This is a genomic window from Mesorhizobium sp. P2_D1 (assembly GCF_056404455.1).
This window is the reverse complement of sequence record NZ_JBFUDZ010000073.1, coordinates 1-22,080: the sequence shown is the minus strand read 5'-3', so window position 1 is coordinate 22,080 and position 22,080 is coordinate 1. Positions and strand designations below refer to the sequence as shown.

27 protein-coding genes and 4 pseudogenes are annotated in these 22,080 nt (G+C 58.7%); 17 read left to right on the top strand and 14 right to left on the bottom strand.

Annotated features, from left to right (window positions below):
* Positions 1-1,008 precede the first annotated feature (1,008 nt).
* Positions 1,009-1,791: an alpha/beta fold hydrolase gene (locus AC1D0I_RS29795; protein WP_477344780.1), complete on the top strand. Its 783-nt coding sequence runs from the start codon at positions 1,009-1,011 to the stop codon at positions 1,789-1,791.
* Positions 1,792-2,767: 976 nt separating this feature from the next.
* Here AC1D0I_RS29795 and AC1D0I_RS29790 read toward each other — a convergent pair.
* The 3 genes and pseudogenes from AC1D0I_RS29790 to AC1D0I_RS29780 all read right to left on the bottom strand — a co-directional run.
* Positions 2,768-3,010 carry a hypothetical protein gene (locus AC1D0I_RS29790; protein WP_477344778.1) on the bottom strand — a complete coding sequence of 81 codons (243 nt, stop codon included), beginning with the start codon at positions 3,008-3,010 and terminating at the stop codon, positions 2,768-2,770.
* A gap of 111 nt (positions 3,011-3,121) precedes the next feature.
* Positions 3,122-3,346: a hypothetical protein gene (locus AC1D0I_RS29785; RefSeq protein ID WP_477344776.1), complete on the bottom strand. Its 225-nt coding sequence runs from the start codon at positions 3,344-3,346 to the stop codon at positions 3,122-3,124.
* A pseudogene (locus AC1D0I_RS29780) lies at positions 3,333-3,464 on the bottom strand (efflux RND transporter periplasmic adaptor subunit); the annotation flags it as partial. The pseudogene AC1D0I_RS29780 and the gene AC1D0I_RS29785, both read right to left, overlap by 14 nt.
* A gap of 228 nt (positions 3,465-3,692) precedes the next feature.
* Here AC1D0I_RS29780 and AC1D0I_RS29775 point away from each other — a divergent pair.
* A complete protein-coding gene (locus tag AC1D0I_RS29775) occupies positions 3,693-4,658 on the top strand; it encodes an SDR family oxidoreductase (protein ID WP_477344774.1) in 966 nt (321 codons plus the stop codon).
* 127 nt (positions 4,659-4,785) lie between these two features.
* Here AC1D0I_RS29775 and AC1D0I_RS29770 read toward each other — a convergent pair whose 3' ends face one another.
* On the bottom strand, positions 4,786-5,292 hold the full coding sequence (locus AC1D0I_RS29770; protein WP_477344772.1) for a YciE/YciF ferroxidase family protein: 507 nt from the start codon (positions 5,290-5,292) through the stop codon (positions 4,786-4,788).
* A gap of 230 nt (positions 5,293-5,522) precedes the next feature.
* Between AC1D0I_RS29770 and AC1D0I_RS29765 the strand changes: the two genes are divergently transcribed.
* From AC1D0I_RS29765 to AC1D0I_RS29755, 3 genes are all read left to right on the top strand, one after another.
* Positions 5,523-7,250 carry an HAD family hydrolase gene (locus tag AC1D0I_RS29765; RefSeq protein WP_477344945.1) on the top strand — a complete coding sequence of 576 codons (1,728 nt, stop codon included), beginning with the start codon at positions 5,523-5,525 and terminating at the stop codon, positions 7,248-7,250.
* Between the two features lie 167 nt (positions 7,251-7,417).
* Positions 7,418-7,735 (top strand): plasmid stabilization protein, encoded by a 318-nt coding sequence (locus AC1D0I_RS29760; protein WP_477344770.1) that lies wholly within the window; start codon positions 7,418-7,420, stop codon positions 7,733-7,735.
* Between the two features lie 229 nt (positions 7,736-7,964).
* Positions 7,965-8,192 (top strand): PCC domain-containing protein, encoded by a 228-nt coding sequence (locus AC1D0I_RS29755; RefSeq protein WP_477399604.1) that lies wholly within the window; start codon positions 7,965-7,967, stop codon positions 8,190-8,192.
* Positions 8,193-8,670: 478 nt separating this feature from the next.
* On the opposite strand, the gene AC1D0I_RS29750 is transcribed toward AC1D0I_RS29755, so the two are convergent.
* The gene (locus tag AC1D0I_RS29750) at positions 8,671-8,874 is read right to left on the bottom strand and encodes a DUF768 domain-containing protein (RefSeq protein WP_477344768.1); all 204 of its coding nucleotides are present in this window, start codon (positions 8,872-8,874) and stop codon (positions 8,671-8,673) included.
* A gap of 203 nt (positions 8,875-9,077) precedes the next feature.
* Here AC1D0I_RS29750 and AC1D0I_RS29745 point away from each other — a divergent pair, with 203 nt between their 5' ends.
* The gene (locus AC1D0I_RS29745) at positions 9,078-9,833 is read left to right on the top strand and encodes a Crp/Fnr family transcriptional regulator (RefSeq protein WP_477344766.1); all 756 of its coding nucleotides are present in this window, start codon (positions 9,078-9,080) and stop codon (positions 9,831-9,833) included.
* A gap of 10 nt (positions 9,834-9,843) precedes the next feature.
* Here the strand turns inward: AC1D0I_RS29745 and AC1D0I_RS29740 are convergent, their stop codons facing one another.
* Positions 9,844-10,188, bottom strand: coding sequence for a hypothetical protein (locus AC1D0I_RS29740; RefSeq protein WP_477344764.1), 345 nt, complete (start codon positions 10,186-10,188; stop codon positions 9,844-9,846).
* A gap of 416 nt (positions 10,189-10,604) precedes the next feature.
* On the opposite strand from AC1D0I_RS29740, the gene AC1D0I_RS29735 reads away from it, so the two are divergent.
* The 5 genes and pseudogenes from AC1D0I_RS29735 (at position 10,605) to AC1D0I_RS29715 (ending at position 12,911) form a co-directional block, all read left to right on the top strand.
* Positions 10,605-11,252, top strand: a complete 648-nt coding sequence (locus AC1D0I_RS29735) for a BA14K family protein (RefSeq protein WP_477344762.1) — start codon at positions 10,605-10,607, stop codon at positions 11,250-11,252.
* Between the two features lie 389 nt (positions 11,253-11,641).
* Positions 11,642-11,779 carry a hypothetical protein gene (locus tag AC1D0I_RS29730; RefSeq protein ID WP_477344941.1) on the top strand — a complete coding sequence of 46 codons (138 nt, stop codon included), beginning with the start codon at positions 11,642-11,644 and terminating at the stop codon, positions 11,777-11,779.
* The gene (locus tag AC1D0I_RS29725) at positions 11,776-12,063 is read left to right on the top strand and encodes a hypothetical protein (RefSeq protein WP_477344760.1); all 288 of its coding nucleotides are present in this window, start codon (positions 11,776-11,778) and stop codon (positions 12,061-12,063) included. Before AC1D0I_RS29730 ends, AC1D0I_RS29725 begins: the two co-directional genes overlap by 4 nt.
* Before the next feature lie 18 nt (positions 12,064-12,081).
* Positions 12,082-12,287: pseudogene (locus AC1D0I_RS29720) on the top strand (integrase core domain-containing protein); the annotation flags it as partial.
* Between the two features lie 99 nt (positions 12,288-12,386).
* Entirely contained in the window at positions 12,387-12,911 is a 525-nt protein-coding gene (locus tag AC1D0I_RS29715; RefSeq protein WP_477399601.1) for a BA14K family protein, read from the top strand.
* 121 nt (positions 12,912-13,032) lie between these two features.
* Here the strand turns inward: AC1D0I_RS29715 and AC1D0I_RS29710 are convergent, their stop codons facing one another.
* Positions 13,033-13,527, bottom strand: a complete 495-nt coding sequence (locus tag AC1D0I_RS29710; RefSeq protein ID WP_477344757.1) for a hypothetical protein — start codon at positions 13,525-13,527, stop codon at positions 13,033-13,035.
* 463 nt (positions 13,528-13,990) lie between these two features.
* On the opposite strand from AC1D0I_RS29710, the gene AC1D0I_RS29705 reads away from it, so the two are divergent.
* Both AC1D0I_RS29705 and AC1D0I_RS29700 read left to right on the top strand, forming a co-directional pair.
* Positions 13,991-15,157 (top strand): alpha/beta hydrolase, encoded by a 1,167-nt coding sequence (locus tag AC1D0I_RS29705; RefSeq protein WP_477344755.1) that lies wholly within the window; start codon positions 13,991-13,993, stop codon positions 15,155-15,157.
* A 21-nt stretch (positions 15,158-15,178) separates the two neighbouring features.
* Entirely contained in the window at positions 15,179-15,640 is a 462-nt protein-coding gene (locus AC1D0I_RS29700) for a hypothetical protein (RefSeq protein ID WP_477344753.1), read from the top strand.
* Here AC1D0I_RS29700 and AC1D0I_RS29695 read toward each other — a convergent pair.
* Positions 15,582-16,757 carry an arylsulfatase gene (locus tag AC1D0I_RS29695; RefSeq protein ID WP_477399599.1) on the bottom strand — a complete coding sequence of 392 codons (1,176 nt, stop codon included), beginning with the start codon at positions 16,755-16,757 and terminating at the stop codon, positions 15,582-15,584. The genes AC1D0I_RS29700 and AC1D0I_RS29695 overlap by 59 nt on opposite strands.
* Before the next feature lie 253 nt (positions 16,758-17,010).
* A complete protein-coding gene (locus AC1D0I_RS29690) occupies positions 17,011-17,955 on the bottom strand; it encodes a helix-turn-helix domain-containing protein (protein ID WP_477344749.1) in 945 nt (314 codons plus the stop codon).
* A 212-nt stretch (positions 17,956-18,167) separates the two neighbouring features.
* Here AC1D0I_RS29690 and AC1D0I_RS29685 point away from each other — a divergent pair, with 212 nt between their 5' ends.
* Positions 18,168-18,464, top strand: coding sequence for a hypothetical protein (locus AC1D0I_RS29685; RefSeq protein WP_477344747.1), 297 nt, complete (start codon positions 18,168-18,170; stop codon positions 18,462-18,464).
* A gap of 34 nt (positions 18,465-18,498) precedes the next feature.
* Here AC1D0I_RS29685 and AC1D0I_RS29680 read toward each other — a convergent pair.
* Positions 18,499-18,612 (bottom strand): annotated as a pseudogene (locus AC1D0I_RS29680) (alpha/beta hydrolase); the annotation flags it as partial.
* Positions 18,613-19,148: 536 nt separating this feature from the next.
* On the opposite strand from AC1D0I_RS29680, the gene AC1D0I_RS29675 reads away from it, so the two are divergent.
* Positions 19,149-19,355 carry a hypothetical protein gene (locus AC1D0I_RS29675; RefSeq protein ID WP_477344745.1) on the top strand — a complete coding sequence of 69 codons (207 nt, stop codon included), beginning with the start codon at positions 19,149-19,151 and terminating at the stop codon, positions 19,353-19,355.
* Between the two features lie 313 nt (positions 19,356-19,668).
* On the opposite strand, the gene AC1D0I_RS29670 is transcribed toward AC1D0I_RS29675, so the two are convergent.
* Entirely contained in the window at positions 19,669-19,845 is a 177-nt protein-coding gene (locus AC1D0I_RS29670; protein ID WP_477344743.1) for a hypothetical protein, read from the bottom strand.
* Positions 19,846-19,869: 24 nt separating this feature from the next.
* Between AC1D0I_RS29670 and AC1D0I_RS29665 the strand changes: the two genes are divergently transcribed.
* On the top strand, positions 19,870-20,427 hold the full coding sequence (locus tag AC1D0I_RS29665) for a hypothetical protein (RefSeq protein ID WP_477399596.1): 558 nt from the start codon (positions 19,870-19,872) through the stop codon (positions 20,425-20,427).
* A 196-nt stretch (positions 20,428-20,623) separates the two neighbouring features.
* Here AC1D0I_RS29665 and AC1D0I_RS29660 read toward each other — a convergent pair.
* The 3 genes and pseudogenes from AC1D0I_RS29660 to AC1D0I_RS29650 form a co-directional block, all read right to left on the bottom strand.
* A pseudogene (locus AC1D0I_RS29660) lies at positions 20,624-20,851 on the bottom strand (hypothetical protein); the annotation flags it as partial.
* A 73-nt stretch (positions 20,852-20,924) separates the two neighbouring features.
* Positions 20,925-21,146, bottom strand: a complete 222-nt coding sequence (locus tag AC1D0I_RS29655; RefSeq protein WP_477344732.1) for a DUF768 domain-containing protein — start codon at positions 21,144-21,146, stop codon at positions 20,925-20,927.
* A gap of 3 nt (positions 21,147-21,149) precedes the next feature.
* On the bottom strand, positions 21,150-21,356 hold the full coding sequence (locus tag AC1D0I_RS29650) for a hypothetical protein (RefSeq protein ID WP_477344730.1): 207 nt from the start codon (positions 21,354-21,356) through the stop codon (positions 21,150-21,152).
* A gap of 449 nt (positions 21,357-21,805) precedes the next feature.
* Between AC1D0I_RS29650 and AC1D0I_RS29645 the strand changes: the two genes are divergently transcribed.
* Positions 21,806-22,080 (top strand): hypothetical protein (locus AC1D0I_RS29645; RefSeq protein WP_477399593.1); only part of this gene is annotated, 275 nt, incomplete at its 3' end.

Genomic DNA, 22,080 nt, shown 5'->3' with positions numbered 1-22,080 from the left:
AAGGTGGTGAGCCGAATTCTCGCCCTCGATCCTGGCGAACGAATTTCCAATCTCGCCGACGTCGTTTCAATCAGGCGTGCGGCCGATATGGCTCTGTTTTCAGAAGGTCTACGAAAGGCTGGGCTGCCGGAATAGCTCTGCCAGGCTGGCGTATCGATTGCGAGTTGCAACGCACCGAGATCTCAAAGGACCGCACCGTGGGGGATGCCTGCGGCAAAGCACCTGCTCGATCTCAATCCAAGTCGGCGATCCCTTGGCAGAGGCGATAGCTGCTTCGGCTGGAAAATGACTGATAGTCCGTTTTTGGTGCAACCACGACCTCCAGCTAATCGCCGGCAAGGCCGCTTTCAGGAACCTGCGAAGCCGACCTCTACGGCCGACATGAGGCGCAAAGCTGCCGCTAGCGGATTCGAACCCTGCGACTTTTGCGCCACGTTGAAAATACTCGGAGAAGGTTGGTTTTAGGTTCGTCTTCCTCTACCACCATTCCGCAACCCAGTTGACGCCGTGGGCAAAGCGCCCTCGCCCAAGAGTGCTGTTAGCCGCTCTCTCGAAACACGGCGACGGTTTCGATCAAGTCGGGCGCGATCAGGGTCCGCTTGTCGTCGTGGCTGAGTTCGCCAGACACCTAGATTGTGCCTCCGACCTTGATCGCCCGTCCGTAGCCGAAGGCATCTTCCCACAACGCCCAAACAGGCTCTTTTCCATTCGCTGCGTGTGAGTGTGCGGCATATACTGTCTTGCTGCGTGGGCCAACCCGCCCATCCGGGCAATCTGGCCGTGTTGGACCGAAACATCCGCGAGGTCGCGAGTGTCTTCAAACTGCTTTCGAGCGGAATTGATCGGCTGAAATGCGGCTCGCGCGTGTGGCCCTGGTTCCCTACTCGCTTGACGTTCTTCCGTAAGGCTGCTCCTGCTTGGGCGCGAAGTTTATGCACTGAACACGTTCTCAGGCCCAGGCGAATCGCTCTCACAACCAGGCACTGAGATCTCTGAAGGAGATATCGGATGAAGACATTTCTTGCCGGATTGGCAATCGCTGGCGCCGTATTTGGGGCCATCGTGAGTAGTGCAGTTGCGCAGCAGGCCAAGCCCACCATCGTCCTGGTGCACGGCGCATTCGCGGACTCGTCGAGTTGGAACGGTGTCGTCAAGATTCTCGAGAAGGATGGCTACCCTGTCGTAGGCGCCGCGAATCCTCTCCGTAGCGTCAAAGGTGATGCGCAGTACGTCTCGAACATTCTGGCCGGCATCAAATCCCCCGTCGTCCTGGTTGGACATTCCTACGGCGGTAGTGTCATTACCAACGCCGCTAACGGCAATGCGAACGTCAAAGCGCTGGTCTACGTCGCTGCATTTGCGCCCGATACGGGAGAATCCGCGCTCGGACTTACTGGCAAGTTTCCCGGAAGCACGCTCGGTGACAAACTAGCTCCGCCGGTGACGCTGTCGAGTGGCGGGATTGATCTCTACATTCAGCAGGACAAGTTCCATGATCAATTCGCGGCGGATGTTCCGGAAGCAGATGCAACCTTGATGGCTGCGGCGCAGCGGCCGGTCACCGAAACTGCTCTCAAAGAGGAATCAGGTGATGCCGCCTGGAAAAAGATTCCGTCGTGGTTCATCTATGGCGACAAGGACTTGAATATTCCGCCGCAGGCTCTGGGGTTCATGGCGGAACGGGCGCACTCCAAGCAAACGGTAGTCATCAAAGGGGCTTCGCACGTGGTGATGGTATCGAACCCCGCGGCCGTCGCGCAGATGATCGAGAGCGCGGCAACTGCACAATAGGTGCGACTGAACCGTTCGAGTACACCTCGACACCACGAGTAGATCAGCAGCCTCACTGCCGGTCGCTCCGGTTACGTTCCAATCCAGCCACGCGGGCCAGCCCGCGTGCTGATGCACGCATCAATGTTGAGTTAATATGCCACCCCCCCACGCAGGAGCATTGGTAGGCCGACCTTTTCGAGCGGATAATGCGCTCGGATTTGGAGGGTCGGCTGCTTGACGCCTTAATCCATCAGATGCGGGGTGTGACGCGTGTCAGACTCGATCGAGACCGAGATCGCAGTTCCGGCGCCCGAAAGTCCGACAGCGGGTCGAGGACGATCTCTGCCTTCGGCGCCCGAGACATTGAGCCCCAGGCGCAGTTAGATCGACTTGCTGCGATCAACCGTAGCAGCGAAGCCGGAACCGGCAGTTCGATGGGTAGGGGAAAGGCGGTAGCGCTCTACCGACTCGAACCCCTTTTTGATGCTTGGATCAAGGCTGCACCACTGCGGATCCAGACACCCCACCTCCTTCAGAAGCGCGCRCATCTCAACGGGAGTCGCAAGACAGAAAGTTCGAAAAGCTTCCAGGAAGCCCAGGCAAATTGGACGCCGTTATCGAACAACCAGGGCGCGGACATTGCAGCGAACGTCCTCGATGAAACGGTCAACATCGTCAGCAAAAGAGCGTCCAAATAGGGCCGTCGGCGGCTCAATCGTGGGAACGAAAAAAGAAGAGAAGGAGAACTTTCGTGTGCGATTTTTGCACACGGTCTCCGCCAACTATCTGATATTACTCATCTATCTGTCACACCATCATGGACATTGCGGAGTATCCTGTGGAGGTGGAGCCGCAGACACGATTCGAACTCTGGCGCGACACTGAAATGATCGCTATTCTCAAAGTTCGTCGGCCGATAGTTGGTGCGGGTGGTCGGAATCGAACCGACACTCCTTTCGGAACTGGATTTTGAAGGACCGCAATGCCCGTGGCATCAATGCCGCAGGCAATGGACTTCCTTGTCACGCGTCGGGGCGCCTAGGCGCGGACCGGATGCGTCGGCCAATTCAGCTTCGCTGCGGCCGCCATTGATCGCGAGGCGTCCGTTGAACACGAAGTGAGGGATGGACTTCACGCCGGCCGCGGCCGATCGAGCCACGTAAAGCCGGGTTTCCGCCCGCTCTTGCACGTCGGCCAACGAGGCTATCACCGCTTCCCGATCGAACCCGTGCTGCACGGCAAGTCGCCCAGCACCTGCACATCCGAGATGTCGCGCGCATCCATGAAATGGGCGTGCGATATCGCATTGGCGAGCGCGTGCTGAGTTCTTTCACGCGCGCCAGGCAGATCAGCGTATGGGCGTCCAGTGCTGGATAAGCCAAGGGCTGACCCCGGAGATCGAGGTCGAGGCCACACGCCAGCGTTTCGGCGTGAGGACGCGCCCAAGCGACCGAACGGTGACGCCATAGCGGGCCTTCAACAGATCAGGGATGCGCGAACCTTCCGGCGGGGTGTCGGGCAGCAGCACCGGATGGTGCTCGATATCGACGTCGAGACCGAGCTGTGCGGTCAAGTGCTGCCTTCGCCTGCTCGTAGCGCTGTCGGGTTGCGGCCAATTCCTTCTGGACCAGAACGGCGTAGCGCTTTTCGTCCGCACTCGTCTGAACTAGGACAGCGCGTGCCGCGGCGACGAATAATAAACAGCTTTCGGTCGGGGGTTCAAAACCTCACCGCTACCACACGCCAGACCCTGCAATTGCCGTCGCTCTCCCGCACCACTGCTCTTCCCGATCGAGAGCGGCCCGGTGGCGTCGAAATCGACGAAAAGTTCACCTGAACCTTTTCAGGCAAACCCCGATCTTTCGCGCAAACCTTTTTGCCCGACATGCGTTGTTCCTTCTTCAAGCAAGGAGACAGCCATGACATCGAACATCGCCGCTGAAGCCGCCAAGCAACGTCACATCCAGCGTGGCATCGATGCCAAAGACAGTTCGAAGGGCAACGGCAAGGCCGACCACGCCATGCAGGCCGGCGCCCGTCAATATCCGGAGCCGCCCTTCCCCGAGCAACATCAGCCCAAGCCTGGGCATGAATGGGCAATCGAGCCCCCACCGCTCTACGACGCGCCGTTTTACCTCGGATCGAAAAAGCTCGAAGAGAAAGTCGCGCTCATCACGGGCGGCGATTCCGGCATCGGCCGCTCGGTGGCGGTGCTGTTCGCCCGCGAGGGCGCCGACATCGCGATTGTCTATCTGGCGGAGGACAGGGACGCCAAAGAGACCAGATCGGCCGTCGAAGAGGAAGGACGGCGCTGCATTCTGATAAAGGCCGACGTCAGCAAACGTGACAATTGCCGGAGTGCCGTGGCGGCGACAGTCAAGAAATTCGGCCGGATCGACGTGCTGGTCAACAACGCGGCTTTCCAGATTCACGCCGAGGATTTCAGCGACCTGACCGAGGAACATTTCGATACGACGCTGAAGACCAATCTCTACGGCTATTTCCATATGGCGCAGGAAGCCGTGCCGCACATGAAGCCGGGTTCGGCGATCGTCAACACCGGCTCGGTAACCGGCATCGATGGCTCAAAACAGCTCGTCGATTATTCGATGACCAAGGGCGGCATTCATGCCTTCACGCGCGCGCTGTCGGGCAATCTCATCGGCAAAGGCATTCGGGTGAATGCGGTGGCTCCAGGGCCGGTGTGGACGCCACTCAACCCTTCGGACAAGAAAGCCGGCGACGTCGCCAAATTCGGTGCGGATACGCCTATGAAACGACCCGCCCAACCCGAAGAACTGGCCCCCGCCTATGTATTCCTCGCCTCGTCGCAATGCTCGAGTTACATCACCGGTGAGATATTGCCAGTCGTCGGAGGCTACTAGTGGAGAAGTCGTCGGGCCAGCCCGCGCAAGGGCGGTCRGCCCGCTTCTGAAGATATGATGTAAGGACACCCCTTGGGGGAAATGATGCGGCCAGCCGTGGGCTGGCCGCATTGCCAAGCGGATTACCCTACTCGGCCGCCTGCATGTTGATCTTGCTTTCCGCCATCTCGGTCAGCTTGCGGTCCGTCGCCTGCTCCTCCTTGAGATTCTTGGCCAGCACGTTGGCGCAGTCGCTGCGCCCGAGCTGCTTAGCCCATGCGATGAGCGTTCCGTAACGGGTCATCTCGTAGTGCTCGACCGCCTGTGCCGACGCAATCAGCGCCGCGTCGAGAACATCCTTGTCGTCGACATCGCTGCTGATGTCGTCGGCTTCCTTGAGAATGCCGTCGATTGCCGGGCAATTGACTTGCTTGGCCTTGACGCCATGCAGTTCGAACACCTGCTCGACACGTTCGATATGGCCCTTGGTCTGTTCGAGGTGTTTTTCGAACCCGGCTTTCAGTTGCGGGTCGGTGGCCTTGTCGATCATTTTCGGCAGTGCTTTCTCGATCTGTTTTTCGGCGTAGTAGATGTCTCGCAGCGTGTGCACGAAGAGATCGTCGAGTGTCTTGATGTCCTTCGAAAAGAAGCCCATGGCCTTTGCCTTTCATATGGATCAACGGAGATAGGCGGCGCGTTCGCGCCACCTGCGGAACCGGGGTTTGCCCCGGCTTGCTTGCTCAACGCGCCGACACCGGCAGGGTTCCTGATTAGCAGGCAGGATTGCCGTCACCCGCGCTCCATCCGGCCACCTGTGCCTGGTCTGGAGCCTTTACCTCGATGGCGCGTTCTGACCTGAAGCTGCAATCAGGAAAGGTCGACGGGATGTATTTCATCGCACTGGCGACGGACTATGACGGAACGTTGGCCCATGACGGTATCGTCTCCAGGACGACGCTCGCAGCTCTGGAACGCTTCAAGAAAAGCGGCCGCAAGCTTGTTCTCGTCACCGGACGCGAGCTGCCGGACCTCAAGCGCGTCTTTCCCGAATTGAACCTGTTCGACAAAGTGGTCGCGGAGAACGGTGCACTGATCTACACCCCGGCAAGCGAAGATGAACGGACGATCTCCCCTGCTCCCGACCCAAAGTTCGTGGCCAATCTCAAGAAACAGGGCGTGAAGCCACTGTCGGTTGGTCGCGCTATCGTGGCGACCTGGGAGCCGCACCAGACAACCGTCCTGGACGTCATCGAGAAGATGGGCCTCGGCCTGGAAATCATCTTCAACAAGGGCGCGGTGATGATCCTGCCGAGCGGCATCAACAAAGCCAGCGGTCTTGCGGTCGCGCTCCAGGATCTTCGGCTGTCACCGCATAATGTCGTTGGCGTCGGCGACGCGGAAAACGATCATGCCTTCATGAAGGCCTGCGGTTGCAGCGTCGCCGTCGATAACGCAATTCCAGCGGTCAAGGACACCGCCGATCTTGTCATGCGCGGTGCTCGTGGCAAAGGCGTGGAGCAAATGATCTACAAGCTGATCAAACACGATCACGGGATCATATCAAAGCGCCATGACGGGATCGTTCTGGGCTCGGCCGGCGGAGACGACATCTATCTGTCGCCGACCGACACCGTGCTCATTGCCGGCAGCTCCGGTATCGGCAAATCCACTCTTGCCACCGCGCTGATGGAACGCTTCGTCGAAGGCGGCTTCCAGTTCTGCATCTTCGACCCCGAGGGCGACTATGACGGGCTCGAAGGCGCCGTGCGTCTGGGTGACGGTTCTAGCGCGCCGACAAAAACGCAGGTGCTGGACCTGATCGAGAAAGCGGACAGCAATGTCGTCATCAATGGCCTGGCGCTGCGCGTCAACGAACGGCCGGATTTCTTCGCCGACCTGCTGCCCGGCCTCAGCAGTTTCCGCCGCAAAACCGCAAGACCGCATTGGCTGGTCATCGACGAAGCGCACCACCTTCTCCCCAAGCGACGCGACGACACGCGCGCGGTCCTTTCGCTGGATTTGCCGGGGACCGTCTTGATCACGGTTCACCCAGAGGCGATCTCGACCGATGCGTTACGCCTGGTGACAGCGATCATTGGACTCGGCCCCAAGGCGAAGGATGTCGTGAAGGTCTTCTGCAGCGAGACCGGTATCGATCCGCCAAAGGACATGTCCTCGCCCAGGGGTGAGCGCGTGCTGGTCTGGCGACCGCAGACAAGCAAGAAGATCAAAATGGTCAAAGTCATCGAGCCGCGCCAGTCCCTCAAGCGCCACAGCCGCAAATATGCCGAGGGCCAGCTTGATGAAGCCGGCAGCTTCTATTTCCACGGTCCCGACAACGCGCTGAACCTGAGGGCGCATAATCTGATGATCTTCATTCAGATCGCGGAAGGCATAGATGACAAGACCTGGGAGTTTCATCTGCGCGCCGGCGACTATTCCGAGTGGTTCCGCCACCAGATCAGGGACAAGGAGTTGGCGCGCGAAACCGCCGAGGCGGAAAAAGACAAGAAGCTGTCGGCAGAGGAAAGCCGCAAGCGCGTGCTCGACGCCGTTCGTCGCCGTTACACGGCCCCCGCAACCGCCCCGGAAGAACATGCAACGTTAGGATGAGGGAACCAGGTCTTCAATCCTGATCGGCAGGTCGCGGATCTGCGTACCGTCGGCATAGCAGGCTCTTTGTGTTTGGTTCGGCCCCCGGACCTCATGTACTCGGGCGATCCGTATGGAACCCACGCACCGACTCGGCGTTCAGACCCTAGTGAAGAGGAGAAATCACCATGCCACGTGGCGAAAAATCGAAATACACCGACAAGCAGGAGCGCAAAGCCGATCACATCGCGGAAGGTTATGAGAAGCGCGGGGTTTCAGACAAGGAAGCCGAGCGGCGCGCATGGGCCACCGTCAACAAGGATGATGGCGGCGGCAAAAAACAGGGCGGTTCCGGCCGCGGCAAAGACACAGGTCACCCGGCCGCGCACAAGGGTGGGAAAACCGGCGGCAAGGCGTCTGCATCACGCTCGGCCGCCACCCGCTCGGAATCGGCGAAGAAAGCAGCCGCGACCCGCAAGCGGAACGCCGAGCACCGTGCTCATTGAAGCCTGATTGTCCGGGACGCCCGAATGCCCGGGAACCCCGAATGTCTGGAGAACGGATATGAAATCCCGGCTCGCCAACGAGGTCAGCGGACAGCCAACATTCGTCATGGTTCTCGATCCGGCGAGGCACCGTTTGCGGCACTCACACCTTCGCGGGCGAGCAAAGCGTTGACAGTGCTTCCTTCACCGCGATCGGCGCTTTCGAAAAGCCACCGTCGGCTAGTTCGATTTGACTGCGAAGACCTACCGCAAAATCCCGATAGACGAACAGTGCGAGGTCTTGAGCGCAATAGGCGATGTCGCGATCGGCGATGATGGCAAGCCTGGCGTTCATGTCCACACGGTTCTTGGATTGAGGACGGCACCAAGAGGCGGACATCTTCTCGAAGGCATCGTCCTGCCGACGCTCTTTCAACATGGTTCGCCAATGCGGTTCTCGAAAACGCTTACGATGTAGGTGGTGGCCGGTTTTCGGTCATCGCTTCCCTAAACGTCACGGAAAGCCCGCGCCACGGAGGGACCGCTGGCGCGGGCCGGCTGATGTATGCCGCATCAGCCTGTTCCGGGGTGCCAGTGACAACACACGGAACAGGAATTCAACTATTCGAAACGGCTAATGTTCCGTCGGTTCATCGCTTCGCTTAAAGATCGGTAGTCACGGTTGCGCTTCGCGTTGATACCCGCGTAATCAGGAACGACAGTGAAAARCACCGGCCGTCGGTCGCGCCTGCAGCCTTGCAATCCGAGCAGCTGAAGAGGCCAACCAAGTCCCAATGCATCAATCCGTGACCCGGCCCTAGCCTGTCTATCAACGCCTGGATGTCGAGTTTTGTCATTTTGCAGCACGCCGGATGCTGGCAATTGACATACATTGTTTCGCGTGCGGCCAGGGTGTCGGCGAGTGTCGGCAAGCGGTTTCACTCCGCCACGCCAGCTCAATAGTGGACGATGGCATCGAGGATCGCGTTATATACGCTGACGGTCTCTTCCTCGATCTCGGTGCTGCCGATGCCGATCGCCCTGGCGTCTTTGAATAGCTTCTGGGTCAATTCTGCGACTGAGATGACGTCGGCGGCGACTGTCTCGGGGACGTTGTTGGAAATCCATTTGTCCAGGAAGTCGATTCCGCGTGTGCTCATGACGCCAATAATTTCGGGCAGGCCGTTATGTTCCGTCGCATGCCACCGCTTGCCTGCTCATGGTCAACGTGGGCGGCGACGACAACTTCCACATCTGCCTTCATCCGACCGAGGAAGATGAAAGCTGCGATCTAGGGGAACCTTCGGCGATGAGAGCGGCACGGATCGGTTGTCGGATGATGACAAAGTGCTAAAGGTCAGCGATGTCCAGTTTGACAACGCCGCTAATCCGCAAGCTCGAAAGCCTAGGTCGACTTTCACCAGATGAACGCGAGGGCGTCGAAGCTATGACGCTTGTAGGTAAGGAGTTGGCGCCCGGTCAGCAGATTGCGCTGGAAGGTAATGAGCCAAGCCAGTGTTGCTTGGTGGTTGAGGGGCTCTTGCGGCGGTATAGCATTTTGAGCAACGGCAATCTGCAAACGCTCTCGATCCATGTCCCCGGCGATATACCTGATCTCCAGGGCCTGCATCTTAGAACCATGGATCACACTCTCGCGTCGATCGGTAGAAGCAAGGTTGCCCTGATTTCACACCGCGACATTCTCGAGGTTCTCCGTAAGTCACCTCGTCTGGGGAATCTGTTTTGGCGGGAAAGTCTAGTAGACGCAGCGGTCGCGCGCGCCTGGGTCAAGGTGTTGGGAGGGCATGATGCGTTCGGCAGGTTTGCCCACCTCGCCTGTGAGCTGTACGCGCGCATGGAGGTCATGGGGCTGGTAAATGACGATTCTTATCCCTTGCCACTTACTCAAGTCCAGCTCGGCGAAACCATCGGGGCGAGCGTTGTTCACGTAAATCGCATCCTGAAGAAGCTGCGCGCTGACCGCCTCTTAGACCACAAAGACGGGCGGCTGGTCATTCTGAACTGGGACGGCTTAAGCGAGGCGGCAGACTTCGATCCAGGGTACCTAAACCTGCGAGACCCGCTCTATTTGGATTTAACGCCAGCGGCCGACGGTTAGTCGTCTCCGTTCATTCCTCCGGAAATCCTGCAGCGAAGCGTGCCGCAAATCTTCCTCGCCTGCAAGGCTTCACACGCCCTATCAGGCCCGGCTTGACCCATTGCGTCGCCGGCCGCTTCATGCCTTTTGGCGCCGTGCCTGCGTTGTCTTGGACGCGCTTCCAGAGTCTTTCGCGCAGTTCGCGGTTCAAGCTGATGAAGGCGCTGCCGACATAGCGGCCGGTGCCTCGCTCGGCCATGAGAGCAAGTGCCCGGCTCTCGCTCGACGCCGAGGAGATCGAACTCGCCGACCCGCATAGCTCTTGGCCTTCAGCCAGTTTGTCGTCGGACCGCTGCGGTATATGAATTGCGGCCATCTAAACGCCTAGCATCGTCTCTAACTGGTCTCTAGGACGAAGCCCGCAGACCATGGACACCGCGTAGTTCATTTGCGCCTCCTCCACCATGCCGCCACGCTGCGCGACCATCCCAAGAGCATCGAGCCCCCGTTAGGAAGGCCTGGCTATCCGTGTAACCTCCCCACGTTGTCGCCGGGCCCGTACAGGGCTCTTTATTCGACTGATATTCGACGTGCACCGCAAGAGCTTCGATAAACTACTGTTTTAATTGCCTTACCGCAGCCAGCGAGCGCTCCGTTTGCGCCTTAGTTGGGCGTATGCGGAACCTTCGAGCCGTCGGCGCCCTGCGACGGCGCCGGAGTTCACCCGCGGTCTTTTCTTGGAACCGGATTCAACGCGCCGCATTCTCTTTAGAATAGAGAAGGAACTTAGGCGTGAAGGCTTTGTTGGGAATAGTCAGCGGCTTTGTGCTGACGCTTGCTATATTCGCCAGCGGCCTTGCCTTCGCCACATGGCTCATCGTCGCCAAGCCTGTGCGGCCGGGAACACCCAGCATCAGCGTCGCGGAACTATGGACCAGGGACGCGCGGCTGGTGAATACGGCGGGGCAGTCTTTCGAACGCATTCCCGCTGAGCAGGCTGAGGTACCAGACACCTCCGCGATAGCGAAAGCGGCAGCCGCCGCGCACGAGACCCAAGCGGCGCCCGACCCCATCGTGACTTCCACTGTCCAGCCTTCGACCACGACCGTATTGCCGGCCACCCATGTTGAGTGGTGCGCGAGCCGCTACCGGTCCTACCGGTCGGAAGACAACAGCTACAGGTCCTATAGAGGCCAGGTGCGCCCGTGCATCTCGCCCTATCTCGACGTCGCTTCCGCGCAGCCCGATGCCGTCAGCTACGTTGAGGCAAACACTTCGATGGATGGCTATGCCCCGACGGATGAGGGTGCGACGGACCAGGTCCGCCCCCAGCTTTCGCCGGACCACGTAGACTACTGCTTTAGCCGTTACCGTTCCTACCGACCCGAAGACAACACCTACCAACCCTATTCCGGCGGCCCACGCAGGAAGTGCCAATAGGGATTCCACAGTAGGCCAAGGGGGGACTAATCCCGCGCGAGACGTATGCCGTAGCGCTTTCACTTACGGCGGTAATACCCTCGCACGATTGCGGGGCGACATTGCAGCCGATATCCTATCAGCTATCGGCTATCCAACTCCTCCCGATGCCGGTACCCAGCTAACTCCTCCCCGCGGTTACCGTCCGCCACCACCACAAGAAGAAAGCCCGCGCGAAGCGGGCTCTTTTTTGTAGCGGTGCGGAATGGTCGTGCGATCGGCCTTAGTCCGCCACGCCGGCATCGTGGCTTTTGCGCCTGCTTCGGCTTATGGCCGGATGAGCACACACGGATCCGACTTTTTCAAATGGATAGCGCCAACGTTCCTGGGACGGCTGGCGCAGATATGATCTGCCGCGTGATTATCCAATGGTCGCGCCAAATTCCGCCGCGAAACGGTCAGCCTTGGCAAAGGCAAGTGGTTTAGGTCGCAAGGCTGCGCCTGATGCCCTAGCCAAGAAGGCGCGTGGGACCCGGAAAGCCAATTGACGCGCCATTCCATCGCCGAAGAACTTGAGAGTGCCGATCGGATCGGCGACATGTCGCGCGCGGATTTGCAGATTATCCTTCGCCGCGCTGCCTTGATGCTGCGGAACGTCGCTGGCTTGCCGCTTGAACCGGCCACAGAAGACGCGCTCAATTCCATCGCCGCCGAAATGAAGGTCGGCCGGTCGCACCTCATACAGATGGTGCTGCGGGAGTGGCTGGAATCGAACGCCGATCTGCTGGTCCGGATGATCGACGAGGAAAGCGAGACAGACGGAAACGCTTAGACTGGCAGGCGCTGGTGCAACGGCATATCCGAGAGCTTCGTCAAAACCTTCAAACGCGACTATGCTCGCGTCAATCCTTTGCCAGATGCGGTCACCGCACTCGGTAAAATCGCCGGATGGTTCGAGGATTACAACGAAAACCATCCTCATTCAGGGCTCAGAATGCGCTCCCCAAGGGAGTTCATCCGAGCACAAACTCAATAGCCGACTGTCCGGTCAAATAGGGGCAACTTCAGCCCGGCTCATCGAGTCTGGGAACAATTTCGCATCGACGACGTTTCTAGAAGCCAGAAATAGTGCCCAATTTAGGGAGGACTTTGATCATGAAGTTCCTGTCCGGCATGGCGGTCGCCTTAATATCAACGTTGGCGCTAACGAGCACTGGTCCAGTTGATGCCGCACCAATTTTCGTGCCTCAGACGCAAACCGCACAGCCCGACGTCATCCAAATTCGGGGCGGCGCCAGATGGCGCAACAATTATTGGGGAGGCGGCCATTACGGGCGACACGGGGGTTACTATGGCCACCGCTACCATGGGGGTGGATACGGCGGCTATGACGATTTTCCAGGAGGGCTTATCGCCGGAGCGCTGATCGGAAGCATGTTCAACAACGGCTACTACGGTGGCGGCTACTACGGTGGCTATGCTGACCCCTACTACGGTGGTGGGTATTATGCYGACCCCTATTACAACGGTGGCTATTACCGTCCTGTGTACTATCACAGGCACTACTATCACAGGCACTATTATCATAGGCACTACTATCATTATAGACACTACTACCACCACCGGCACTACTACCACCACCACAGGTATTACCACCGTAGGCACTACTACCGCTACTGAAATACGACATGCTGTCGCGTTTAGCCCGCTGCCTCACGGTGGCGGGCTTTTTCAATGGGACGCAGGCGGCTAAGGCGTCCAGCGCCTAGCGTAGCGACTCGCGCCCGCGAATGGTGGCAAATCAGTGTGTGGATGCGGTCGGGCTTTCTCTAGTCCTATTCAGAGTCCTGGCCAAACGCTCAAGCTCAAGCGCGTAGCAGAATAAGGAAAACAGACCCAAAACGAGCACAACGTAACGGGAGGTCGGCATGTGGAATTCGGGCGGCCGTATGATGAACACGAATCCAAAGATGGAGCTGGCGAGCACAAAGCCCATGCGAGCCACGAACTGCACAAGGTGACCGAGTAGGAGGTTGGCGAACTGCGGCATCGAGGGATGAACCCGATACCGAATCCAATACCCACCCTGAATCAACACAATTCCCGCGAGTATCCAGACCAAGATCTCAGGTCGGGCATAATACGATGCCGGATCAGCGAAGGCGCCTCGGTAATAAGGGATAACAGTCCAGATAAGGATACCCGCGCCGATGGTTTGCATACCGAACAGAAGCGGATAGCGCCATCGATTGCGTTTGTGGGCCGGCGCCGGGAACGATTCGTGCGGCTTCGCCATTGAGGCAGAGCTTCCTGATATCCCTCCCCACTTGCCCGAACTAGGACATTGTACCCGAGGGCTCCGACAGGCAAGAGGCGGCAGCGAGAAATGGTGGACTAGCCGTCCTTTGCGTTCCAGGAGTCTATCCCGAGCCCTCCAGGCGCCCCGTAGGGACGTGTGGAACCCTGTCCGCCTCATTGCCCTGGACTTTGCCGGCAAGCTGCTCATGGGCGTTGCAATCGGCCTTGGCGTCGACCTTGGAAATGGCGATCGCGGGCTAAGTCTTCCTAAGCTGCGCGTGTACGCACCGGCTTTGCTCTCTACGAATCGGGGAGCCTGCTTGCGTTCGCCAACTTTCGGCGCTGTGCTCCACCCGGGGTGCTAGGGAAGCCTGTACATGAACTGTGGGGAGATGCTCCGTGGGACGAAACTCGCGATCCTTGCCTGCCTATTGGGCGCGTGCGCCGGTAGGCCCCACGACATGCTGTTGCCGGTCACGACGAACACGACTGGGACGGCCACCGTCGACATGCTGGTCGCGACGACGCGGCGCCCGGTACCGGCCGCTGGCGAATTCTATTCCGGTGAGCGCGCAAAGACGCTGAGCTTTGCCAACATCGTTGTCTCCATTCCGCCCGACAAAGCCCGCAAGGTCGGTGAGGTGCAGTGGCCATCGCGCACGCCCGGCAACCCCGCCACGGATTTTGTTACCGTTGAGGCGCAACGGTTCGATCTCACCGCAGCACGGCGTTGGACCGATCTGCATGGCGCTGCCGGCCGCAAGCACCGCGTGTTGGTGTTCGTCCACGGCTTCAACAATCGCTTCGACGATGCGGTGTTTCGGTTTGCGCAGATTGTCCACGATGCTCGGGCGGATGTGACCCCCGTCCTGTTCACATGGCCGTCACGCGCTAGCGTGTTCTCGTATGGCTACGATCGTGAGAGCACCAACCTCTCACGCGACGGACTTGAGACAGTCCTAAACATGCTTGCGCTTGATCGAGCCGTCAGCGAGGTCGACATCCTCGCTCACTCGATGGGGAACTGGCTCGTTCTCGAAACGCTCAGGCAGATGGCGATCCGAGATCGGCGCATTCCGGCCAAAATCGGTGACGTGATGTTGGCGGCGCCTGATGTCGATGTGGACGTCTTTAGTAACCAGATTGCTGACATGGGGAAGCAACCTCCGAACTTTACACTCTTCGTGTCGCAAGACGACCATGCTCTGGCGGCCTCTCGTTTCCTTTGGGGGAGCGTCTCGCGTCTTGGCGCTATCAACCCCTCCACTGAGCCTTACAAAAGCGAGTTGCAGGCCGAACACATTAAGGTGATCGATCTGACCAACCACGAGGGCGTCGATACGCTCAATCATGGAAAGTTCTTAACGAGTCCCGAGGTTGTGCGGCTTGTCGGTGAGCGGATGGAACAAGGCCAAAGCCTGACCGACACGCATGTGGGCTTCGGAGACAGACTCGTCTCGGAGACGACAGATGTCGCAGCCTCCGCGGGCACGGGCGTCGGCCTGATATTGGAGGCCCCCATAGCCGTGATCGACCCTGATAGCCGCGACAATTATTCGGGAGAGGTGCATCGATTGGGAACGGAGCTTGGAGAGGTCGGCTCCGATCTGACAGCCGGCAATAATTAGCACCTGACCTATTGGATACCAATGGAGGTGGCCATCCAACGCGCGGCTGGTCGCCGTGCAGAGGGCCGCGCGGCCCGGCAGCAATCCCTTGACTACCAGCCGCGCGGCGCGCGCCAGAATCTATCGATGGCGCGGGAAATCAAAATTGGTGACAGACTGGCTATCATCGCCACGGTGGGCAAGCGCATTGAGGAGCGCGTGGCCTTGCATATCCCAACCGCGAATTTTCCCTATTCGATCATCGATCCAAAGGCGAAGCCAGGCGAGAGAATGAGATTCGCGGGCGACGTTGTCTACGTTGACGAGGATCTGGGCCGTGTCACTGTGCAGGTGCTCGGCCGTGTCACGGTCGAAGCCAGTACGGTCGAGTTGGTGAGTAAATTCCGACGGCCGACAGATGCGGAACCGCTGCGCAGACGGGCGTCTAAAACGGCCCCCAAGCCAGCGCCAGCACGACGCCAGCGTTCCAGTTGTGCCATTTGATCGCCTCGAGGCGGTCTGCCACGAAAACGGGGAATGCTTCCCGCGCGGACTTGTCGGATTTGCCGAGCAGGAAGTCCGTGTCGTCGACCCCATCGATGACACGGTCGCCTGGCACCGACGCCCCGGCGAAGCTTGCCAGGGTCGTGTATGTGTCGACCTCGTGCACGATTTCGTTGCTGACGCGCCCCGCCGGAACATGGCCTGGCCAGCGCATGATGAAGGGAACCCGAAGCGAGCCTTCCATGTGGGTGAAATAATAGCCGCGCCATGGACCCGACGACCCTTGCCAGGGCCAGGTTGCTTCCGGGCCATTGTCGCTGGTGAAGACGACGACGGTGTTCTTCTCGATACCCATCCTGTCGACCGCATCGAGAATTTCACCGACGTGGAAGTCCATCTCCGCCAGGCAGTCGGGAAAATCGCCGTTCCCCGTCTTGCCGGCAAAGGCCGGGTTGGGCAGCGTCGGGAAGTGCACGAGCGTGAACGGGACATAGGCATAGAATGGCTTGTCGGCATCGACGCTTCGCTTCATGAAGTCGATGGTTCGGCGCGTGATCTCGGCATCGATGAGGCGCCGCTGCTGGAGGTCGTAGCTGCCGACGAGCTTGCTCTTCTCGCCCTTGCGGCCTTCGAGGATTTGCTCGGGCTCGGCTCCCACTGCCAGGGCCTGCGGGTTGTCGGGCCAGAAGGCCTCATCGGTCGTGCGCGGTATGCCATACCATTCGTCGAAGCCCTGGTCGTTGGGCAAACGACCCTGCTCACTGCCCAAATGCCATTTGCCGAACGCGCCGGTGGCATAGCCGGCGGCAGACAGCGTTTCGGCGATCGTGACTTCCCATTGCGTGAGGCTTTCGGCTCCTCCGCCGATCGGGACCGAATAGGTGCCGGAGCGGATGGGAAAGCGCCCCGTCATGATGGCGGAGCGGCTCGGCGTGCATTGCGCCTCGACATTGTAGTTGGTCAGCCTCGTCCCTTCGGCCGCAAGCTGGTCGATCCTAGGTGTCGCCGCCCCTCGCGTGATGCCGCCGCCATAGAAACCTGGTTCGCCATAACCCAGATTGTCCATCAGGATGAAGACGATGTTCGGCTTGTCCGCTGATGAAGAGGACTGCGCCAATGCCGGCTGAATGGAACCCGCTATTCCAGCAAATACGATCGACCCTATTTGCAACGCGAAGTTCATTTGTCCCCGGCTTTCGACACTTGGTATCTTAGCTAAATAAATCTCGTTTTTCTCGCCGCGCTTTCGAAAGCAACTAAATTTCAATTGCTTTACGCAGCATACATCGCCACTAGCGCATCGTCTTGTGCAGTTTGTGCCACGCGTCATCAAACGGACGTTTTGTTGGCTCAACCATGAATAGGCCGAGCTAAGCTCTGAGCGTTTCCGAGGGACTTTCGCCGAACAAACCCTTGTAATAGACCGCAAAGCGGCCATGCTCGTAGAAGCCATATTCCATGGCCACGTCAGCAACGTTCGTCGAGGCAGAGTCGCTTCGCTTCAGCACCGCCTGGATTGCAGACAGGCGTTTGCGCCGAAGATAACCTATGGGTCCGATCCCAAGCGTATCCACGAATGCGCGATGAAGCGTGCGCCTTGAGACGTGGAAAGCGCTGCAGATTTCGGAAACGTGAACAGCGCGCGCGCCTGCGGACTCCAAGTAATTCTCCACATCATGGGTAAGTTGTGTGCTGTGACGAGTTGGGACGGGCTCGGCCGGGGGCAGGCAATGCAGAATCCCGATCGCGAATACTTCCTTGAGTGATCGCTGCAGGAAATCAGCGGCGGCCAGAGTCAGCTCAAGAGCGCCCGGCTCGACCTGCGCGATGATGGCGAGAAAGCGTCTACGAATTTCCGCTCTGATTTTTACAGGAAGGCGATAGCGGTTCGGAGCTTTGAATGCGTCCTGAGCAAGGTCCTCACAGACAAAAATGTCGCTGATATCAGCTGGCAGGAACGAGATGGCGGCGTAGGATGCGGCCCCGCTATAGACGCTTTCGTGGTCCAGCCGCGGTGGAAAGACACCTATGTCTCCGGGGATTACATCGTCGCTCCAACTGTACTTTGGGTTGGATCCGTCAAGGAGCATCGCGAGGGTAAGCTTATCTGGACTGACGACGCCCCGTGAACGAACGGCGCAGGAGAACCGGCCGACGCTCATTGACATGTTGCCGATACTTAGATGTGTCAGGCAACCTGCCAGCTTGCCCCTGTTCAGTTGAACGATGTCGAAATCTGCACCGACTACAGCCTCTCGAAGCGCTTCGACGCTGTCGATCGGGAGCTTGCGGATCGTACCACCCAGCTCGGACATCTAGGTCGCCGCATCGACAATTTCGTCGGTACAGATGCCTGAAACCGTTTCAACAGAATACGCTCTAAGCTTGGCATCGTGGAGCGCAATTTGAAACGCAGAAGATATCCTTCCGGCTCGCGCCCGGTTTTCTGCTCGTTGCATGTACTCCTCCATACAACGATTATTTTCTTAAGTGTAGCACACGAGGACGATTTACAACAGCTGATAGCGTGCGCAACTCGACGCCCAACCTGCGCACAATCAGAAGATGCTGCTTTGCAGAAATTGATCTGGGGGCCGGTTTTCAAATTTTTTGGCACCGGATGAAGCGACCCGTCGGCTACACCGACTCGAGAGTTGGCCTCGGCGATGGGCTGGGGATGGTCATCGCAGGCACGGTCGGCACGGTCGGCAAGGTCGCGGCCACAACGATCAGTGCGCCCATCAAGATCGTTGAAGGAAAAAAGAAGACTTCCGACCAAGATCAGCTTGGCGCGATTCTCACCGACGATCAGACAGCGGAGTAACTTGGCCCGCTAAGCACGCCGAGTGTCCTCCCTAGAGGACTTGACCGGAAGCCAATTGTGTTCCCAGGAGCGCGACAATCTCGGGGCTTTCGGCAAATTTGCTGTGGTTCAGCCGGTCGCCCGTCTTTACATTGGTGAGGTCGATGACCTTTTGGAATACTACCCAACAGGGCAACCTTAACGATATCCAAAAGTCCATAATCAATTATTGCGACACCCAAGACGATGACTGCCGATTGGATGTGAGTATATGTTTTTAGGTCCGCCGTCGCGCCCTCCATGGTGGCTCTCGATGGGAGGCTTTCTGGGTCGATCTTGGCGGACAGTAAGTCGATATCACGCCGATTCCTCGCATCGCGGCGAGATTGCCGACGAGCGGAGGCATTTCTACAGCTGCCCTACCTGCGGCAAGCCAGTCGACATGCGCGACCTTCGCCAGGTCATGCTGCACGAGTCGCCTGGGCACGGCCAGCGGCGCCGGCGACGGCTGCGCGGCCAGGGCTCGGCGCCGAAGCAGAGATAAATGCGTGTCATCATTAAGCCTTGCGGGCTTCGGGAACAAAGTTAGCGGAAGGGAGTTAAAAGCCGTCTCACCGGTGACCGAACACCATGCTCCTTGCCGTGGCGAATGCCATTTCGACTACTGTCCTGGCTGCCAGGAGCGGGAACGCGGAAATTTTTGGAGTGATCGACCTTACCAACAAAACTGAGGCCCGGATCGGCGCCATCAACTTGGGAATGGCCATTCAATTCGTGGCCAATGCCTCAGTACTCGGTTACGATGTCCGCTCGGCGATGGTCTTCTATGGCGAACCGGGAACGCCGAGTCTTAGGGCAAGGGACTGCGAGCGATTGTGGGCGCAATTTGGTGGCGCACTTCTTCGACCGTAGCCTTTCCCGCCTCACCGCACACCAGAAGTTCCGAGCTGAAACGAGAAAAGCCCGCCACCTTGGGCCAAAGGTAACGGGTTTCCTAGATACCAGCCCAGGGGACGTTATGCTGGCCGGAGGGGTTTAGTCATGGGAAGGCAGCGAATATGCGAACAATCGATCTTTGTGCGGCCTTTGCTCTGTGCATCGTGCCATCCAGCCCTACTGGCGGCCGACGAAGTTTCAGTCGAAGGCGGTTTGTGAGGCCGAGAACCGGGTCGACGAAGACAAGTCCGGAGATAAKGGCGAGGTGTCGGAACTCGATCCCGGCAAATCAGGCACATTGACCGTCGATCTGAAGGCTGGAAAATCCCTGCTTATCTGCAACGTGCCGGGTCACTATGGAGCTGGCATGTGGACCGAATTCACAGTCGAACCATAAAAATGAGCGCCTCTTCACCTGGGTCGTGATGTCCTCGATCTGCGCCTTGTCGCCGATCTCCTTGGCCATAGCCCGCGCCTTGGAGGAGCGTATATGTCAGCGCACTGGGGCGATGGGCAGCTATCGGCGTCCACCCCGTCTATATTCGCCGGGATCCATAAAGTTCCCTGCCCACAAGTTACGTTTGGCAATGCGGGCTTCGCGTTCTTCGGCAAGGTATCGAGGCGCTTGTTTGTCGGCCACCGCCAATCCGTGTTTCACGAGGTCGCGTCCGAGATCGATGCCTCCCACGAAGCAGACCCCGACATCGTTGTCATAGCGATCCTTGCCTTCGATGGTGCAGGATACATCCCCCGTGGCGATGAGGTGGCGAATGTGGTCACGCGCATAACCGCTCGTTGTGAGTTCTTTCTGCGCATACTGACGCATCGTCGCGGCCTGACCTACATCCGCGTCAACGCGACTGAGCAAGATAACCCGCTGAAAGTCACGATCGAGTTTGAGACGCGCAACAAGGCGCATGCGCCAGGTCGGTCAATCGGCTCTTGCGAGTTCGAGCAGGATCGCCGGCACATTTCGTTTCTGACCGTCGATGGATGGCGCAGCTGGGATAATTCTATCCGTCAACGGACCGTCGAAAGTCGCCTGTGACGCTGCCGCCCGGTCCTTTGCGGTAGCGGTGGCGAAGCGAAGCAAAGATGTGGGCTATCGCAAAACCTAGCCCTCCGTCGTAGGGGCGCGCCCGCCAGCGCGCGATCCCGCTGGCCGCTCGCCTACACCGCCGAAGCGTCTGCCGCTTGCTGGCGGCTGCCTGTGCCGGCGCTATGGCATTGCTACCCAGCCGTAGGGGCCGCACCGGCCCTGTGGTGTTCCACGGGATAAACTCGACTTCCTTCCCGGTCACTTCCCGCACGGCCTTCAACAGCACTTCATGCAGGACACGCGTAGCGCGGTAGTGCTCACAATTCGGCGATATGAATGGCTTCACGATGCTCCAGTGCAGTGCTTCCGCTGCCACCAGAAAGCGATCGATTTCAGACTGCGATAGTTGCTTGGACGGTTTTGACCTAGCCATTGGCGATCTCCAGTTGAAGGGTCGCCGAAACGGGAGGATTATGTCCTGATATCGAAGGCGCCGGCAAGCGGTTTCACTCCGGCACGCCAGCGTCATAGTGGACGATGGCATCAAGGATCGTGCGATAGAGGCTGTCGACTTCCTCGTCGATCTCTTCCCGCTTGATCCCCACCGACTTGGCATCGGCAAACAGCTTGTGGGTTATCTCGTCGACCGAAATGACATCAGCCTTCGTCGTCTCCGGGACGTTGTTGGCGATCCATTGATCTAGGAAGTTGATCCCGCGCGTGCTCATAATCTATCGGCCTGACATTGCGCCGATCACGGCGTCGAGCAATTCAATGTCCTTCAACGCTGCGATTTCTAAAGGGTCGGTGCTTTGCGCCAGGGTCCTGATCTCATGGATGCCATCAGCGTCAACGGGCGCAAAGCTCTTCACCAAGATATCTCGATACTGCTTCAGCAGGTCGATGGCCTGACCTAGCGTTTTTGGGTCCACCAACATTTAACTTTCCTCCCGGAAGCCCTGCGGCGAAGCGCGGCGAAGATCTTTGAACAGTCATCGATCCAAGCGCTGGGTTCTATTAAAAAAGTTATAGAAACCGAAAAAAGAAGAGCCCGCCGCAGGGAGCCTCGCCAGCGCGCGTTCTGCTTGGCCGCCTAGCCTGTGGCCGCGTGCCGCAACCAAGCCTGCTCGGCTTGTTGGCCCTCAGATGTTCCTCTCGATATGAGCCTCGATCGGATTTGGGCGCCGTAGCTCAAATCTTTTAGCTGCCATAAAGGTCAGCACGATAGCGGCAGCTATCGTTGCAATCACGGTGGCGGTGCTGGCTAGACTTCTCACCATCTTCACTCAACAAAAGCCTTCGCGGCTTCGACCCAATGATTATGCGGCTCCCAGGCTGACAATTAGACCTCGCTAATATATTCTTATCCCGAAATGCGAGGGGTGTCATGAGACAGCCACGAAGATGGATCGCGCTGGCGTGGCTGGTCTTATGTGGCGACGCGGACGCCCACGATTTGTACACCGGTAAAAAAGACCCGGTTATGCAATCTGATTGCTGCGGCAACAAAGATTGCCACCCGATAGACCCTCGTCAGGTCAGGGAGACGAAAGACGGCTATTACGTCTGGTCGCCTCGCCCCGCATACATGAATGAGCCACAAGAGGCGGAGTGGTTTATCCCTAGAGAGCGTGCCCAAGCCTCCCCCGATGACCGCTACCA

What these genes read in the sequence shown, in the direction of transcription:
- AC1D0I_RS29795 (WP_477344780.1), top strand. Translation starts at nt 1,009, where the DNA reads ATGAAGACATTTCTTGCCGGATTGGCAATCGCTGGCGCCGTATTTGGG.
- AC1D0I_RS29775 (WP_477344774.1), top strand. Translation starts at nt 3,693, where the DNA reads ATGACATCGAACATCGCCGCTGAAGCCGCCAAGCAACGTCACATCCAG.
- AC1D0I_RS29770 (WP_477344772.1), bottom strand. Translation starts at nt 5,292, where the DNA reads ATGGGCTTCTTTTCGAAGGACATCAAGACACTCGACGATCTCTTCGTG.
- AC1D0I_RS29765 (WP_477344945.1), top strand. Translation starts at nt 5,523, where the DNA reads ATGTATTTCATCGCACTGGCGACGGACTATGACGGAACGTTGGCCCAT.
- AC1D0I_RS29760 (WP_477344770.1), top strand. Translation starts at nt 7,418, where the DNA reads ATGCCACGTGGCGAAAAATCGAAATACACCGACAAGCAGGAGCGCAAA.
- AC1D0I_RS29750 (WP_477344768.1), bottom strand. Translation starts at nt 8,874, where the DNA reads ATGAGCACACGCGGAATCGACTTCCTGGACAAATGGATTTCCAACAAC.
- AC1D0I_RS29745 (WP_477344766.1), top strand. Translation starts at nt 9,078, where the DNA reads ATGTCCAGTTTGACAACGCCGCTAATCCGCAAGCTCGAAAGCCTAGGT.
- AC1D0I_RS29740 (WP_477344764.1), bottom strand. Translation starts at nt 10,188, where the DNA reads ATGGCCGCAATTCATATACCGCAGCGGTCCGACGACAAACTGGCTGAA.
- AC1D0I_RS29710 (WP_477344757.1), bottom strand. Translation starts at nt 13,527, where the DNA reads ATGGCGAAGCCGCACGAATCGTTCCCGGCGCCGGCCCACAAACGCAAT.
- AC1D0I_RS29705 (WP_477344755.1), top strand. Translation starts at nt 13,991, where the DNA reads ATGCTGTTGCCGGTCACGACGAACACGACTGGGACGGCCACCGTCGAC.
- AC1D0I_RS29700 (WP_477344753.1), top strand. Translation starts at nt 15,179, where the DNA reads ATGGAGGTGGCCATCCAACGCGCGGCTGGTCGCCGTGCAGAGGGCCGC.
- AC1D0I_RS29690 (WP_477344749.1), bottom strand. Translation starts at nt 17,955, where the DNA reads ATGTCCGAGCTGGGTGGTACGATCCGCAAGCTCCCGATCGACAGCGTC.
- AC1D0I_RS29670 (WP_477344743.1), bottom strand. Translation starts at nt 19,845, where the DNA reads ATGGCCAAGGAGATCGGCGACAAGGCGCAGATCGAGGACATCACGACC.
- AC1D0I_RS29665 (WP_477399596.1), top strand. Translation starts at nt 19,870, where the DNA reads ATGTCAGCGCACTGGGGCGATGGGCAGCTATCGGCGTCCACCCCGTCT.
- AC1D0I_RS29655 (WP_477344732.1), bottom strand. Translation starts at nt 21,146, where the DNA reads ATGAGCACGCGCGGGATCAACTTCCTAGATCAATGGATCGCCAACAAC.
- AC1D0I_RS29650 (WP_477344730.1), bottom strand. Translation starts at nt 21,356, where the DNA reads ATGTTGGTGGACCCAAAAACGCTAGGTCAGGCCATCGACCTGCTGAAG.